Below are 13778 nucleotides of genomic sequence, written 5' to 3'. Positions count from 1 at the left end.
CGTAATTTACGGTTGCGTAGGAGGTCTCCGTCGCATGTCCGACACCATCACCCTGAGCAGATCGGTGCTCAACCGCGGTCCCCGGCCCGTCACCCGTGGCTGGTTCCACTTCTTCGCGGCCGTCGCCTCGGTGGTGGCCGGTTCCGTCCTGTCCACCTTCGCCTGGATGACGGTGCCTTGGTGGCAGGCGCTCGGGGTCACCCTCTACGCGGTGGGGGTGGTCGTGCTCTTCGGGGTGTCCGCCGCCTATCACCTGGGCTACTGGCGCAGCGCCCGGACGGTGCAGTGGTGGCGACGCGCCGACCACGCCACCATCGCCCTGTTCATCGCCGCCACCTACACGCCGCTGTGTCTCATCGTGCTGCTGCCCGGGCAGGCCGCCTGGATGCTGGGCATAGCCTGGGCGGGGGCGCTGGCGGGGGTCGCGCTCAACCTCCTGTGGATCACGCACCCGCGGTGGCTGGCGGTCACGGTGTACCTGGTCCTCGGCTGGCTGATCGTGCCGCTCATCCCCCAGCTGTGGGCGGGGGCGGGGCCGACCGTCGTGTGGCTGCTGGCGGCCGGCGGCGTGGTCTACTCGCTCGGGGCCCTCATGTACGGCCTGCGCTGGCCCGGCCGGGAGGCGCGCGTGCTGGGCTACCACGAGCACTTCCACATCGCGACGATCATCGCCGCCGCGGTGCACCAGGTGGCGGTGTGGATGGTGGTCGTCGGCGCCTAGAGCGGGATCGGCCCGTCCCGGACGATCTCCCGCATCACCAGGGTCGACGTGATCCTGGCGACGCCCGGCAGCTCGCTGAGGTGCTCATCGCGGATGCGCTGGTAGTCGGCCAGGTCGCGGGCGACGACGCGCACCAGGAAGTCCGGGTCGCCGAACAGCCGTTCCGCGGACAGGATCTGGGGGAGCGCGGCCAGGCCGTCCTCCAGGGTGGCGACGGTGGCGCGGTCCTCCCGCTCGAGGGTGATGAAGGCGATCACCTGGATGCCGTAGCCCACCGCCGCCGGGTCGAGGCGCGTGTGGAAGCCGGTGATCACGCCCCCGTTCTCCAGCGCCCGCAGCCGCCGCAGGCAGGTGCTTGACGACGCCCCCGTATGATGCGCCAGTTCTGCGGCGGTGATGCGTGCATTGTTCTGGATCAGTGACAGAATCATGCGGTCAATGTCGTCCATACGCCGGATTCTGTCACACGTGCAGTCCCGGCGTCCCCCGGTGAATGAAAAGTTCAGGAGTATCGGCCGCGGCGCCGGGCGGGCACGATACCGGGCATGGACATCACGGACCTCCTGAGCTTCTGGGCGGTCAGCCTCCTGCTGATCGTCACCCCGGGCCCCGACTGGGCGTTCGTGCTCGGGCACGCTTTCCGACGCCGCCCCCTCGCCCCGCCCCTTCTCGGCATCGGCCTGGGCTACCTCGGCCTGACCACCGTGGTGGCCGGCGGCCTCGGGGCGCTCGTGGCCCGTCACCCCGCGCTGCTCACGCTCGTCACCGTCGCCGGTGTCCTGGTGCTCCTGCGTCTCGGCTGGCAGATGATGCGCGCGGCGCTGGCCGGGCCCGTCACGGTGGAGGTGGACACCGCGGACCCGGCTGTCCCGGAGGGGCCGGCCGGCGGGGGAGTGGCGACGCTGACGCGCCCGCAGGTGGGCGTCGAGAAGCACGCGGTGGTCACCGGGGCCGCGGTGAGTGGCCTCAACCCCAAGGGGCTCATGCTGTTCATCGCGCTGCTGCCCCAGTTCGTGGGCGCGGAGGCGACGTGGCCGGTGTGGACGCAGATGTTCGTCCTCGGACTGGTGTTCATCGCCTCGGCGACCGTGTTCTACGCGCTGCTCGGCGTTTTCGCCGGGCGGGTGCTGGCGGGCTCGGAGCGGGCCTCCCGGATCCTCACCGGCGTGGCCGGCGGGGCGATGATGTGTGTCGCGGCAGGGATGCTCGCGCAGCACCTCCTCTGATGGGGGTAGTTGAGTAGGGGCATTCATCGGGTGCGAGTTCCGCGCCTCCCGATGAATGCCCCTGCTCGGATACCCTCCTACTCCACGTGCGCCGGCGTCGACGGCGACACCAGCGGCATCGGCGCGTACTCGGCACGCAGCTCGCGCAGCTTCCGGGCGTGCTCGGAGAGGCGGACGTCCTCGGTGGTACGGGGGACGAACTGGCGGGCGGGCAGGGCGTTGCCGTCGGCGTCCGTCGCCAGGTAGGTGACGGTGGCGTGGATGGCGGTCTGCAGGTTCTCGCGGCCCCCGCGCGGGTTGCCGGAGCGCACGTGCACGGACATCTGCATGGAACGGGAGTCGGTGCGCATCATGCGGGCGTCGACCTCGATGAGGTCGCCGATGGCGATGGGGCGGTAGAAGCGGATGCCGCCGGCGTAGACCGCGACGGTGTGCTCCCCGGACCACTCCATGGTGCAGGCCGCGCCGGCCTCGTCGATCCACTCCATGGCGGTGCCGCCGTGGACCTTGCCGCCCCAGTTGATGTCGGTCGGCTTGGCCAGGAAACGGTGGATGAGGCGCGGGGCCTCGGAGGGGCCGTCGTAGGTCTGCTGGCTCATCTCGGTCTCGATGGCCTTGCGCAGGTCGATGCGGGACAGGGCGGCGTCGAGGACGCGGCGCTCCTCGTCGTTCGCCGGGACGAACTCCGGCACGGCCTGGGTCTTGCCGGTGGCGGTGTCCTTGGCCACGAAGATGACCAGGCAGTCGCAGGCGCGGGTGAACACACCCTCACGCGGGTCCGCGGAGAACACCTCGTTGACGATGTGCATGGAGGAGCGGCCGGTCATCGCGATGCGGGAGCGGACCTCGACCATGTGCCCGGAGGGGATGGGGCGGTTGAAGTGGATGTGGCCGACGTAGGCGGTGACGCAGTAGGTTCCCGACCACTGGACCGCGCAGGCGTAGGCCGCCTTGTCGATCCACTCCAGGACACGTCCACCGCTGACTCCCTGGTTGCCGGCCATGAGGACATCGGTGGGGGCGGCGAGGAATCGGAGGGTGACCTTGGGGGACTTGTGGTTGTTCGACATGCGGACAAGCTTTCTCTAGGCGAACTTTCAGGGGTTCAGCGTTACCTTACTAGACTCGGTCTATGCTGCCTTGCGAAGTTCTGGAGTGGGTCCGCGACCCGGAGGGCGTCGAGAAGCCCCCGCGTGCGGTGCTCGCCGATGCCGTCCGACAGACCGCCCGCGCCCTGGCGGAGAAGGCGCCCGGGAAGGCCGTGGAGGTCCGTGTCCCGCCGTTCGTGGCGGTGCAGTGCATCGCCGGTCCCGCGCACACGCGCGGCACCCCGCCCAACGTCTTCGAGACGGATCCCCTCACCTGGCTCCGGCTGGCCACCGGGACACTGCTTGTCGACGACGCCCTCGCCCGCGGCCTCGTCGACGCCTCCGGCCCGCGGGTCGCTGAGGTGGGGGAGCTTCTGCCGGTCATTAGTCTGTGACGCTGTGACGGACTACAGTGGTGGGCGTGGTAATTAAGGACCGTTCCCGGACCGATTCTGCCCCTCTTGCCCCGCTCGATGACCGCGGCGAGACCGAGCCGCGCGAGGAGTGCGGCGTCTTCGGTGTGTGGGCTCCAGGCGAGGAAGTCGCCAAGCTGACCTATTTCGGGCTCTTCGCCCTGCAGCACCGCGGCCAGGAGGCCGCGGGCATCGCCGTCGGTGACGGCGAGAGGATCGTCGTGTTCAAGGACATGGGACTCGTCTCCCAGGTCTTCGACGAGTCGATCCTCAGCTCCCTGCACGGTGACATCGCCCTCGGACACACCCGCTACTCCACCGCCGGTGGCAAGAAGTGGGAGAACGTCCAGCCGATGTTCCGTACCTCCCCCGACGGCACCGACGTCGCCCTCGGGCACAACGGCAACCTGGTCAATCCGGTGGAGCTGCGCCAGGAGGCTGTCGAGCGTGGCCTCGGCGAGTTCGCCGGCGACGGCGAGGCGGCCACCTCTGACACCGCCGTCATCACGGCGCTGCTGGCCGACTCCGTCCGCGACGGCCGGACCGTGTTCGAGTCCGCCCGCGAGCTCCTCCCGCGGATCAAGGGCGCCTACTGCCTGACCTTCACCGACGGTCGCACCCTCTACGCTGCCCGCGACCCGCACGGCGTGCGCCCCCTCGTCCTCGGTCGCCTCGAGCGCGGCTGGGTCGTCGCCTCCGAGACGTGTGCCCTCGACATCGTCGGCGCCGCCTTCGTCCGCGAGATCGAGCCCGGTGAGCTCGTCGCCATCGACGCCGGTGGCGTGCGCACCGAGCGTTTCGCGGAGACCCAGCACAAGGGCTGCATCTTCGAGTACGTCTACCTGGCGCGCCCGGACACCGTGATCCGCAACCGCCCGGTCAACGCGACCCGCATCGAGATCGGGCGCCGCCTGGCCCGTGAGCATCCCGCCGAGGGTGACCTGGTCATCCCGGTGCCGGACTCCGGCACCCCGGCCGCCGTGGGCTACGCCCGCGAGTCCGGCATCCCCTTCGGCCAGGGCCTGGTGAAGAACGCCTACGTCGGGCGCACCTTCATCCAGCCCTCGCAGACGCTGCGCCAGCTGGGCATCCGCCTCAAGCTGAATCCGCTCAAGCAGGTCATCGCCGGCAAGCGGCTCATCGTGGTCGACGACTCGATCGTCCGCGGCAACACGCAGCGCGCGCTCATCCGCATGCTGCGCGAGGCCGGGGCGGCGGAGGTACACGTCCGGATCGCCTCCCCGCCGGTGAAGTGGCCGTGCTTCTACGGCATCGACTTCGCCAGCCCCGGTGAGCTCATCGCGAACGCGATCGCCGGCGACGCCCCCAACGGCACCGCCGCGCTGACCGAGTCGATCCGCAGCGCCATCGGCGCGGACTCCCTCGGCTTCGTCACCATCGACGAGATGGTCGAGGCCACCGAGCAGTCCCGTGACCAGCTCTGCGTCGCCTGCTTCGACGGGAAGTACCCGCTCGGCCTGCCCTCGGGCAACGCCAACGCGGACCTCGTCGCCCGGATGCAGAGCCTCTAGAACTCCTTACACAGAAAGAAGAACCCATGACCGACAACCAGGGTGCCTCCTACGCCGCCGCCGGAGTCGACATCGAAGCCGGTGACCGCGCCGTGGAGCTCTTCGCCCCGCTGGCCAAGCGCGCCACCCGGCCGGAGGTCCGCGGCGGACTCGGCGGCTTCGCCGGTCTCTTCGCACTCGGCAAGTACAAGGAGCCGCTCCTGGCCGCCGGCTCCGACGGCGTGGGCACCAAGCTCGCCGTCGCCCAGGCCATGGACAAGCACGACACCATCGGCATCGACCTCGTCGCCATGTGCGTCGACGACCTCGTCGTCTGCGGCGCCGAGCCGCTGTTCCTGCAGGACTACATCGCCGTGGGCAAGGTCGTCCCCGAGCACGTCGCGCAGATCGTCGCCGGCATCGCCGAGGGCTGCGTCCAGGCCGGCTGCGCCCTCCTCGGCGGCGAGACCGCCGAGCACCCCGGCGTGATGGAGCCCGGCCACTACGACGTCTCCGCCACCGCGGTCGGCGTCGTCGAGGCCGATGAGCTGCTCGGCCCCCACCTGGTGCGTTCCGGTGACGTCATCATCGGCATGGCCTCCTCCGGCCTGCACTCCAACGGCTACTCCCTGGCCCGTCACGTCCTCCTGGAGAAGGCCGGCCTGCCGCTCGACGGCTACATGGAGGAGCTCGGCCGCACCCTCGGCGAGGAGCTGCTCGAGCCGACCCGCATCTACGCCAAGGACTGCCTGGCGCTGGCCGCCGAGTGCACCGTCCGCACCTTCTGCCACGTCACCGGCGGTGGCCTGGCCGGCAACATGGAGCGCATCATCCCCGAGGGCCTCGTCGCCGAGATGAACCGCGCCACCTGGACCCCGGGCCAGATCTTCCGCACCATCGCCGACCTGGGCAAGGTCTCGCGCGAGGAGATGGAGAAGACCTTCAACATGGGTGTCGGCATGGTCGCCATCGTGTCCCCGGAGGACCGCGACCGCGCACTCGCCATGCTCACCGCCCGTCACATCGACGCATGGGAGCTCGGCACCGTCCGCACCGCAGCCGAGGGCGAGGAGAAGCGCGCCGTGCTCAACGGCGAGCACCCCGGCTACTGAGCCGTCTGAACAGCACAAACGGCGCGGCGCCCGCCCCGTGAGGGGAAGGCGCCGCGCCGTCGGTGTTCATGAGGGGCGGGAGAGTGCCGCCCGGCCGTCAGGACTAGCGGCCGGAGTAGGACTCGCTCTGCGGGTCCTCGTCCTCATCGGACCAGTCCGCGTAGTCCGCGTACTGGTCGTCGTAGTCGTCATCTACTCCAGTGTCATCGTAGGAACGGCGAGGACTCTGCGAAGCAAGTTCGCGCTGGAGTGAGTCCAGATCCATTTCGGGCGTGTTGTACTTGAGCTGGCGTGCAACCTTGGTCTGCTTTGCCTTTGCGCGACCGCGTCCCATGGCCTGACCCCCTTGAGGTATGTGAGGGCTATCCAGGGAATTCGGATGCCCCATCGGCTTTACGTCTGTGTGTATTCCTGAAGAACACAATAGCGCGTATGGCCGGAAAATGCCTCACCGTGTCGCTGAGCACGGGAAACAGGTCATAAATAGAGAAAAATGCAAGATCACTGTGACGAATCCGGGGGTGGCCGGGGGTACGGCTGCGAATGTGGCGAAGAGGCCGTTCACCGCCCCCGGAGACGGTTCACCGCCGCCCGCCCGGCCTGCTCCCCCTGCTCCTCCGGCAGGGAGGCGGGGTCCACCATGACGGCGACGTCCCCGACACAGAGCTCCTGCCCGGTCAGCGCGCTGCGCTTGATGAGGGCCAGGGCGATGGGGCCGAAATCACAGTCGTCGACGACGGTCCCGATGCGTCCGAGGGCACGACCACCGGCGGGACCGGCGATGTCGGAACCCGGGGTGGGGTTCTCCGGCGCCGAACCGTCGAGCTGGAGCATGACCAGGACGCGGGGGGAGCGGCCGAGGTTCTCGACGCGCGCGACCGTCTCCTGCCCGCGGTAGCAGCCCTTCTCCAGGTGCACGGCGCCGGCGCGGTCGCCGCGGCCGATGAAGGAGGGCACCTCATGGGGGATGGACTTCTCGTCCAGGTCGGCGGCGCGCTCCGGCTCGAGGGCCCGCACGCGCTCCGCGGTGAAGGCCATGAGACCGGCCGGCTCCACGCCCGCGGCCCTGAGCTCGGCGACCACGGCCTTCAGCTCGGAGCGGGGAACCAGCAGGTCACGGCGTTCAACAGCTGACCAATCGACCTGGCGGGAGGCCACCACGGCGGCCGGCAACGCCACGTCGCCGGACGCACCCAGCAGGGTGAGCACCGCCAGCTCCGCCTCCGCGACCTCCACCTGCGACCAGAAGACCATCTTCTGCAGGAATGACAGGAAGGACTCGAGCTGGGCGGACGGGACGTCGAGAAGCACGCCCTCGGCGGTGCGGACGACGTCCGCGTGGTGGAGGACACGCCCCTGCATGTCCAGGTCGAGGGCGCTCGCGCCGAAGCCCTCGGCGGTGTCGAGGAACTTCTGCGAGAGCAGGTTGTTGAGGAACTCCTCGGTGTCCGGCCCGGTCACCTGCACGACGCGGCGGTGCGAGCGGTCGACGACCACCACCCCGGAGTGCGCGCGGCGTTGCTCCCCGAGCGGATCGCCGTAGTGCCAGGCGACACCGGTGGCGTCGATGAGGGCCTCGGTGTCCTGCAGCGGGGCGGCACCGGGGAGGTCGAGCAGGGGGGAACGGTACGTAGTCGATGTCACACACCCGATGGTAGTCCGCGTGACGGGGCATAATGCAAGGATATGGACTCCTCCACACCGCTGATCTACATCGTCGAGCCCTACGGCGGCTCCATCCGCCGCCACAACGCGGCACTCCCGCACATCTACTGGGACGACGCCGCCGTCACCCGCGGCGACGGTGTCTTCGAGACGCTCCTCATCCGCGACGGACACCCCGCCAACCTGCAGCGTCACCTCGACCGCTTCCAGTCCTCGGCACGCCTCATGGAACTGCCGGAACCCAACGTCGCGGACTGGATCGACGCCACCCGGCAGGCGGTGGAGGAGTGGTCGCAGCGTACCGACGCCGACGCGAAGTGCGTCTGGACCTACACCCGCGGCCGCGAGTCCACCGGCCACCCGAGCGCCTGGCTGACCATCACCCCGCTCGGGGAGACGGTGCTGAAGCAGCGGAAAAAGGGCGTCAAGGTGATGACCAGCCCCCGCGGCTTCACCATCGACACCTCCCTGCCCGGCGTCGAGGAGGCCACCGAGGGAGGTACCCCGGAGCCGGCCCCGTGGCTGACCGTCGGCGCGAAGACCCTCAACTACGCCGCGAACATGGCGGCACTGCGTTACGCGTGTTCACAGGGCCTCGACGACGTCATCTACGTCGACCCCGCGACCGGCCGCGTGCTCGAGGGGGCGACGTCCACGGTCATCGTCGCACGTCCGGGCCGCAAGCTGCGCACCCCGACGCCCGGCGGCGACATCCTCCCCGGCACCACGCAGGCCGCACTCTTCGAGTACGCCGAGGAGCAGGGCTGGCGCTGCAAGGAGAAGGACATGACCGTCGAGAGCCTTCTCGACGCCGAGTCCGTCTGGCTCGTCTCCTCCGTCCGGGTGGCCGTCCGTGTCACGGAGCTGGACGGCCGGGTGCTCCCGGCACCCGCCAACGAGGACGAGGTGCGGGAGCTCATCAACGCCGCGCTGGGCGCGGAGTAGGAACTAGCCCGCGACGCGCGTGAGCTGCGCGGACATGCGCGGGTGCATCTCGCCGTCGATGAGGCGCTCATCGACCCAGCCGAGATCGTTGTTCGGCAGGAGGCCGTAGAGGCGCTTGCCGGCGCCGAGGGTGGCGGAGCAGCTCGAGGTGACCATGGTGGAGGCGGTCTCGACCTGCCAGGCACGCTCGTTGATCGGCTCCCCGTAGAAGATCTCGGCGACACCCGTGGAGTGGGTGCACACGAACTCGATCTCGTCCTGCAGGGAGATACGCCAGAAACCGGACTCACGGTGGTCCGGGCCGACCGGGTTGCCCTCGGAGTCCAGCTTCCAGATGCGCGACTCGTAGGTGAGGTAGTTCTCGCCGTCGTGGGCGAAGATCAGCTGCTGGCCGAAGGCGTACTGGCCCTCGCCCGGCATGTCGGCCTGGCCCTCGCCGCGCCACACGCCGACGAGCGGCAGCAGCGCCAGCAGGCCGTCGTGGATGTTGGGGCCGTGGCGGAGGTTGGCGGTGTCGTCGGGGATCGGCAGCTCGCCGAGATCCAGCGGCGGGATGTTGCGGTGGGCGGTGTTCTTCGACTGCTCGGCGGCCAGGTTCACGGCATCGCTGCCGCTGAGGCCCTGCTGCTCGGGGTGGCCGGCAGGGCCGGCAGTGCCGGAAGCGCCGGTGGTACCGGCTGCGGCGGCAGCATCGCCAGGGGTATCGGACGGGGTGTTCATCGGCTGATCAGTCATGCGCTACAGCCTAGTATCCGGCGGGCTAGGCTGATTCATCATGCGCGTCCTCATGATCGCCAACCCCTACTCGACCAGTCAGAGCGCCGACCTGTTCCGCCGGATCATCCCGCTGCTGCGCACCGTCGAAGGGCTTCGTCTCACGGGACGTTTCACCCACCACCCCGGCCATGCGGAGGAGATCTGCCGCGGCCTGACCAGGCGCGACTGGGACGTGGTGCTCGTCGTCGGCGGGGACGGCACGGTCAACGAGGCACTCAACGGGCTGCTCGGGAAGGTGGGGGAGGGGCATCCCGACCCCCGGGAACTGCCGGCCCTGGCCGTCATCCCGACCGGCTCGGCGAACGTCTTCGCCCGGGCGCTCGGCTTCCCGCCGGGGCCGGTGGATGCGGCGCGGATGCTGGCCCGGCTCATCCGCGCGGACCTGCGCCGCACCATCTGCCTGGGCACGTGGAACGACCGCTGGTTCGCAGTCAACGCGGGCTTCGGGATGGACGCCGACGTCGTCGCCCGCGTCGATGAGGCCCGCACCCTCGGCTTCGCCGCGACCCCGTTGCGCTACCTCGCTGTCTGCCTGCTCGTGTGGACGCGTGCCCAGCGCCGACCCCCGCATATCGACGTCCGCGCGCGTGCCGACGACGGCCGCACCCTCGACCTGCGCGGCGTCCCCCTCTTCGTGGCCTCCAACACCAACCCGTGGACCTTCCTCGGCCCGCTGCCGGTGGTGACCAACCCGCGCAACTCCTTCGACCAGGGGCTGGGGCTGTTCGGGCTGACCAGCCTGCAGGGGGCGCGGGGCGTGGCGAGCATGCTGCACCTCGTCGGCTTCGGGCACCGCAGCTTCTTCGAGGACTGGATCCGGGGACGGACCGTGCAGTTCGACGACGCCGCGGACGTCGTCCTCGAGTGCCCCGCGCCGCAGCGTTTCCAGGCGGACGGCGAGTACGAGGGGGAGTTCGCGCGGGCGGAGCTGGGCAGCCGGCGGGACGCGATCGAGGTGTTCGCGCCACGGCGGGCCTACCCGGTGACCTCACGCACGTGGCGGCAGGTGGTCCGCGACGTGTTCCGCGTGCACTAGTCCTCCGGGGTGGCCACCTCGATGGGGGACAGCGCCGACATGCGGACCGGCACGTTGAAGCGCTGGGCCTCGAAGAAGACGGAGCCGCCGGACATGTTGACGGTGCTGGCGCGGCCCGCGAGCGGCAGCCTCCGGGTGTCGAGCGTCAGGGTGAAGGCGTCGAGGATCTCCCGGGCCTCGGCGGGGGTCTGGTCGGCGGGGGCGTCGACAAGCTCGCGGGGAGTCATGTGGAACTCGTTGCCCACCAGGCGCAGGTCCACCACCACGGTGGAGGGCTCCCGCTTGTTGAAGGGCGTGCCCGTGAGCTGCGCTTCGGCGGCGTTCCCGCCAGCGGGGGAGATGTCGTAGGGGTTGGAGATGTCCAGGTCCGTCATGTCGAGGAGCCGCCCCAGCGCCACCCCGTCGAGCCGGATGGTCCGGCTGTAGGAGCGGGCGGCGGAACCGGTGAGGTCACCGTTGAGGATCTGTTCCCGGGTGACCGCGACCTCACTGATGCGGGTCGTGGCGTTGACCATTCCCAGCTCCGCGACGTCCACGTCGAGCGCGTGCACGTCCACGGAGGGGAGTTCGCCGGTGACCAGCGAGGCGAGGAAGGGGAAGCCGCCGACGTTGACCCGCGGGCTGACGTCGAGACGCGCGGCCTCCTCGACCTTCTGCGAGATCGTGCGCTCGAAGCGGGCGGCGGCGAGGCTGTCGACCAGCCAGCCGGCGCCCAGCAGCACTGCGACCGTGGTGACGGCGATGACCAGGAGACGGGGAACGTACACCTCTATATATGTACCAGCGTTACGCTGGGGGCCATGAAGATCGAGACCTGTGACCTGCCCACTTCCCCCGCCCGTCTCGCGGCCGTGCGCGACGTGCTCGCCGCGGCCTCCCGCGCGGACGGCGTCGACGCCTTCTCCGAGCAGTTCCTCCTCGGGCTGGCCGACCCCCGCGCCGGGCACCGTCACCTCCTGGCGGTCGAGGATGACGAGGTGCTGGGTCTCGCCGCCTGCGACGCCGCCTCCTGCGAGCTCGTCGTCGCCCCTGCTTATCGGCGCCGCGGGGTCGGCACCGCCCTCCTCGGCGCCGTCGACGGGGCCGACGTGTGGGCCCACGGGAATCTGCCCGCCGCGCAGGCGCTCGCCCGGGGGCAGGGCCGGGAGATGACGCGTCGCCTGCTGGTCATGGCGGTGGAGGGGGAGCAGCTGCGGGCGGTCGCCCGTTATGAGGCGCGTGACGACGTCGAGGCCCTCGACCTCGCGGAGTCCGTGCGGCGTCACGGACGCGACGCCGTGGAGGAGGCGTGGCTGGCGGCCAACAACGAGGCCTTCTCCTGGCATCCGGAGCAGGGTGGATGGGACCGGGCGCGTCTGTCCCGGGCACAGGAGACGGACTGGTTCGCGGAGGAGGACGTGCTCCTCCTCTGGGACGCGGGGTCACCGCGGGAGCCGCGGCTGGCGGGATTCCACTGGACGAAGTGGCATACCGAGGAGACCCGGGCCTTCGGTGAGGTCTATGTCGTGGGGCTGGCCACCGCGTTCCGGGGCCGCGGCCTGGGGGATCCGCTGCTGCGTCTGGGACTGCAGCACCTGGCGGACAAGGGTGCGGACCGCGTGATCCTCTACGTGGAGGCCGACAACGAGCCTGCCGTGCGGGTCTACGAGGGGCTCGGGTTCCATGTCGCGGAGGAACACGCGGTGTGGAGTGAACCTGCGGAATAGGAGAACGGCGACGCCCGGGGGGGGGTGCGGGAGGCGTGTTTCCTGAGAGTGCGGCACACGCTGGGAATTGACTGTGATCTGCACCGCTCATTCAGAAGGCGGTGACCCCGCTAACAAAACCCCCGGTCAGAGGGCGGAAGTTTGGCAAATGCTCTTCAACTGTTAACGATCTGTTCACGGAAGTGGACCACTGCGGTTAACGTCCGGCCCTTAGTTTAGGTTGATGTGAGCAACAACCCGTCTGTGTTCGGTGTGAAAACGCTGTGATTGACGGGGTGACGCACTTGACTGGTTTCACGCGTTGCTCGGACCACCAAACTGACTGATCTGCACCGGAAAGGCTTTCCCGTGATCCGTAACTTCAAGCGCACCGCTGCCATCTTCGGCGTCGTCGCCGTCGGCTCCGCCGCTCTCGTCGCCTGCGGCGACTCCGACAACGGCACCGACTCCACCGCCACCACCGCCGCTGAGGGCACCGCTGCCGGTTCCGCTGAGGGCCTGTCCGGCACCACCGGTCAGCTCGTCGGCGAGGGTGCATCCTCCCAGCAGAACGCCATGGACTACTTCGGCCAGAAGTACGGCGAGACCGTCTCCGGCGCGTCCCTGGCCTACACCGCCTCCGGTTCCGGCTCCGGCCGCACCAACTTCGTCGGTGGCCAGGTCGCCTTCGCAGGCTCCGACTCCCCGCTGAAGGAGGACCAGGTCGAGGGTGCCGCACAGCGTTGCGGTGGCAACGAGGCATGGCACCTGCCGTTCGTCATCGGCCCGGTCGCCATCGCCTACAACCTCGAGGGCGTCGAGAACCTGAACCTGCACGTCGACACCGTCGCCAAGATCTTCAAGGGCGACATCACCAAGTGGAACGACGCTGAGATCGCCGCCGAGAACGAGGGCGTCGACCTCCCGGACACCGACATCTCCGTCGTCTACCGCTCCGACGAGTCCGGCACCACCGACAACTTCCAGAAGTTCCTCGGTGCCGCCACCGACATCTGGGAGACCGAGGGCCAGGTCTTCCCGACCGCCGTCGGCGAGGGTGCCAACGGCTCCAACGGTGTCGCCTCCCAGGTCGCCGCCATCGACGGCGGCATCACCTACGTTGAGGCCGGCTTCGCCACCCAGCAGGGCCTGGGCGTCGCCAACCTCGACTTCGGCAACGGCCCGGTCGAGCTGAACACCGAGTCCGTGGGCGTCGCCCTGGACAACCTGCAGTTCACCTCCGAGGGCCACGACATGGTCGTCGACACCGAGGCTCTCTTCGCCTCCGACGCCGCAGGTTCCTACCCGCTCATCCTCACCACCTACGAGATCGTCTGCTCCGCAGGCTACGACGAGTCCACCTCCGCCATGGTCAAGGACTTCCTGACCGTCGCGCTGGACAACCAGGACGAGGGTCTGGCTGAGCTCGGCTACATCCCGGTCACCGGCACTCACGCAGAGCGCCTGGCCGCCGCAGTCGAGGCCATCCAGTAGCAACAACCGGACGCCGATCCGGGTGATGCATGTCACCCGGTGACGCGACCGCACCGCAATAAAGTTTATGCGGTTGAACATGAAGCAGCCCCCGTTCGCGTTCCC

General features: G+C 69.5%; 15 protein-coding genes. 9 read left to right on the top strand and 6 right to left on the bottom strand.

The features are described 5' to 3' along the window. Nucleotides 1-34 precede the first annotated feature (34 nt). Nucleotides 35-721: a PAQR family membrane homeostasis protein TrhA gene (gene trhA, locus B842_RS11100; RefSeq protein ID WP_040086712.1), complete on the top strand. Its 687-nt coding sequence runs from the start codon at nt 35-37 to the stop codon at nt 719-721. Here trhA and B842_RS11095 read toward each other — a convergent pair. Continuing rightward, nucleotides 718-1170 (bottom strand): Lrp/AsnC family transcriptional regulator, encoded by a 453-nt coding sequence (locus B842_RS11095; RefSeq protein ID WP_040086711.1) that lies wholly within the window; start codon nt 1168-1170, stop codon nt 718-720. The genes trhA and B842_RS11095 overlap by 4 nt on opposite strands. 96 nt (nt 1171-1266) lie before the next feature. Here B842_RS11095 and B842_RS11090 point away from each other — a divergent pair, with 96 nt between their 5' ends. Next, complete coding sequence (locus B842_RS11090; RefSeq protein WP_040086710.1) at nt 1267-1947, top strand: LysE family translocator; 681 nt, start codon at nt 1267-1269, stop codon at nt 1945-1947. A 77-nt stretch (nt 1948-2024) separates the two neighbouring features. Here the strand turns inward: B842_RS11090 and B842_RS11085 are convergent, their stop codons facing one another. Further along, nucleotides 2025-3017: an acyl-CoA thioesterase gene (locus tag B842_RS11085; protein WP_040086709.1), complete on the bottom strand. Its 993-nt coding sequence runs from the start codon at nt 3015-3017 to the stop codon at nt 2025-2027. Nucleotides 3018-3079: 62 nt separating this feature from the next. Between B842_RS11085 and B842_RS11080 the strand changes: the two genes are divergently transcribed. The 3 genes from B842_RS11080 to purM are packed head-to-tail and all read left to right on the top strand — an operon-like array spanning nt 3080 to nt 6071. Further along, nucleotides 3080-3430, top strand: coding sequence for a sterol carrier family protein (locus tag B842_RS11080; protein ID WP_040086707.1), 351 nt, complete (start codon nt 3080-3082; stop codon nt 3428-3430). 26 nt (nt 3431-3456) lie between these two features. Continuing rightward, nucleotides 3457-4980: an amidophosphoribosyltransferase gene (gene purF / locus B842_RS11075; RefSeq protein ID WP_082028519.1), complete on the top strand. Its 1524-nt coding sequence runs from the start codon at nt 3457-3459 to the stop codon at nt 4978-4980. A 26-nt stretch (nt 4981-5006) separates the two neighbouring features. Continuing rightward, on the top strand, nt 5007-6071 hold the full coding sequence (purM, locus tag B842_RS11070; protein WP_040086703.1) for a phosphoribosylformylglycinamidine cyclo-ligase: 1065 nt from the start codon (nt 5007-5009) through the stop codon (nt 6069-6071). Nucleotides 6072-6174: 103 nt separating this feature from the next. On the opposite strand, the gene B842_RS11065 is transcribed toward purM, so the two are convergent. After that, nucleotides 6175-6405, bottom strand: coding sequence for a DUF3073 domain-containing protein (locus tag B842_RS11065; RefSeq protein WP_040086702.1), 231 nt, complete (start codon nt 6403-6405; stop codon nt 6175-6177). A gap of 227 nt (nt 6406-6632) precedes the next feature. After that, nucleotides 6633-7715: a CAF17-like 4Fe-4S cluster assembly/insertion protein YgfZ gene (gene ygfZ / locus B842_RS11060; RefSeq protein WP_040086700.1), complete on the bottom strand. Its 1083-nt coding sequence runs from the start codon at nt 7713-7715 to the stop codon at nt 6633-6635. A gap of 42 nt (nt 7716-7757) precedes the next feature. Here ygfZ and B842_RS11055 point away from each other — a divergent pair, with 42 nt between their 5' ends. Next, complete coding sequence (locus B842_RS11055; protein ID WP_040086698.1) at nt 7758-8681, top strand: aminodeoxychorismate lyase; 924 nt, start codon at nt 7758-7760, stop codon at nt 8679-8681. A gap of 3 nt (nt 8682-8684) precedes the next feature. Here the strand turns inward: B842_RS11055 and B842_RS11050 are convergent, their stop codons facing one another. Further along, nucleotides 8685-9416: a heme-binding beta-barrel domain-containing protein gene (locus B842_RS11050; RefSeq protein ID WP_040086696.1), complete on the bottom strand. Its 732-nt coding sequence runs from the start codon at nt 9414-9416 to the stop codon at nt 8685-8687. A gap of 40 nt (nt 9417-9456) precedes the next feature. Between B842_RS11050 and B842_RS11045 the strand changes: the two genes are divergently transcribed. Continuing rightward, nucleotides 9457-10494 carry a diacylglycerol/lipid kinase family protein gene (locus B842_RS11045; protein WP_040086694.1) on the top strand — a complete coding sequence of 346 codons (1038 nt, stop codon included), beginning with the start codon at nt 9457-9459 and terminating at the stop codon, nt 10492-10494. On the opposite strand, the gene B842_RS11040 is transcribed toward B842_RS11045, so the two are convergent. Continuing rightward, nucleotides 10491-11261, bottom strand: coding sequence for an LmeA family phospholipid-binding protein (locus B842_RS11040; protein WP_052437898.1), 771 nt, complete (start codon nt 11259-11261; stop codon nt 10491-10493). The genes B842_RS11045 and B842_RS11040 overlap by 4 nt on opposite strands. Nucleotides 11262-11294: 33 nt before the next feature. Here B842_RS11040 and mshD point away from each other — a divergent pair, with 33 nt between their 5' ends. Then, nucleotides 11295-12200, top strand: coding sequence for a mycothiol synthase (gene mshD / locus B842_RS11035; RefSeq protein WP_040086692.1), 906 nt, complete (start codon nt 11295-11297; stop codon nt 12198-12200). Between the two features lie 348 nt (nt 12201-12548). After that, nucleotides 12549-13673: a phosphate ABC transporter substrate-binding protein PstS gene (gene pstS / locus B842_RS11030; RefSeq protein ID WP_040086691.1), complete on the top strand. Its 1125-nt coding sequence runs from the start codon at nt 12549-12551 to the stop codon at nt 13671-13673. The last annotated feature ends 105 nt before the right edge of the window (nt 13674-13778 follow it).

This window comes from Corynebacterium humireducens NBRC 106098 = DSM 45392 (genome assembly GCF_000819445.1).
GTDB classification, from domain to species: Bacteria; Actinomycetota; Actinomycetes; order Mycobacteriales; family Mycobacteriaceae; genus Corynebacterium; species Corynebacterium humireducens.
This window is presented reverse-complemented; position numbering and strand designations above follow the sequence as displayed.

What these genes read in the sequence shown, in the direction of transcription:
- mshD (WP_040086692.1), top strand. Translation starts at nt 11,295, where the DNA reads ATGAAGATCGAGACCTGTGACCTGCCCACTTCCCCCGCCCGTCTCGCG.
- B842_RS11050 (WP_040086696.1), bottom strand. Translation starts at nt 9,416, where the DNA reads ATGACTGATCAGCCGATGAACACCCCGTCCGATACCCCTGGCGATGCT.
- trhA (WP_040086712.1), top strand. Translation starts at nt 35, where the DNA reads ATGTCCGACACCATCACCCTGAGCAGATCGGTGCTCAACCGCGGTCCC.
- B842_RS11085 (WP_040086709.1), bottom strand. Translation starts at nt 3,017, where the DNA reads ATGTCGAACAACCACAAGTCCCCCAAGGTCACCCTCCGATTCCTCGCC.
- B842_RS11055 (WP_040086698.1), top strand. Translation starts at nt 7,758, where the DNA reads ATGGACTCCTCCACACCGCTGATCTACATCGTCGAGCCCTACGGCGGC.
- purM (WP_040086703.1), top strand. Translation starts at nt 5,007, where the DNA reads ATGACCGACAACCAGGGTGCCTCCTACGCCGCCGCCGGAGTCGACATC.
- B842_RS11045 (WP_040086694.1), top strand. Translation starts at nt 9,457, where the DNA reads ATGCGCGTCCTCATGATCGCCAACCCCTACTCGACCAGTCAGAGCGCC.
- B842_RS11065 (WP_040086702.1), bottom strand. Translation starts at nt 6,405, where the DNA reads ATGGGACGCGGTCGCGCAAAGGCAAAGCAGACCAAGGTTGCACGCCAG.
- B842_RS11095 (WP_040086711.1), bottom strand. Translation starts at nt 1,170, where the DNA reads ATGGACGACATTGACCGCATGATTCTGTCACTGATCCAGAACAATGCA.
- B842_RS11090 (WP_040086710.1), top strand. Translation starts at nt 1,267, where the DNA reads ATGGACATCACGGACCTCCTGAGCTTCTGGGCGGTCAGCCTCCTGCTG.
- B842_RS11080 (WP_040086707.1), top strand. Translation starts at nt 3,080, where the DNA reads ATGCTGCCTTGCGAAGTTCTGGAGTGGGTCCGCGACCCGGAGGGCGTC.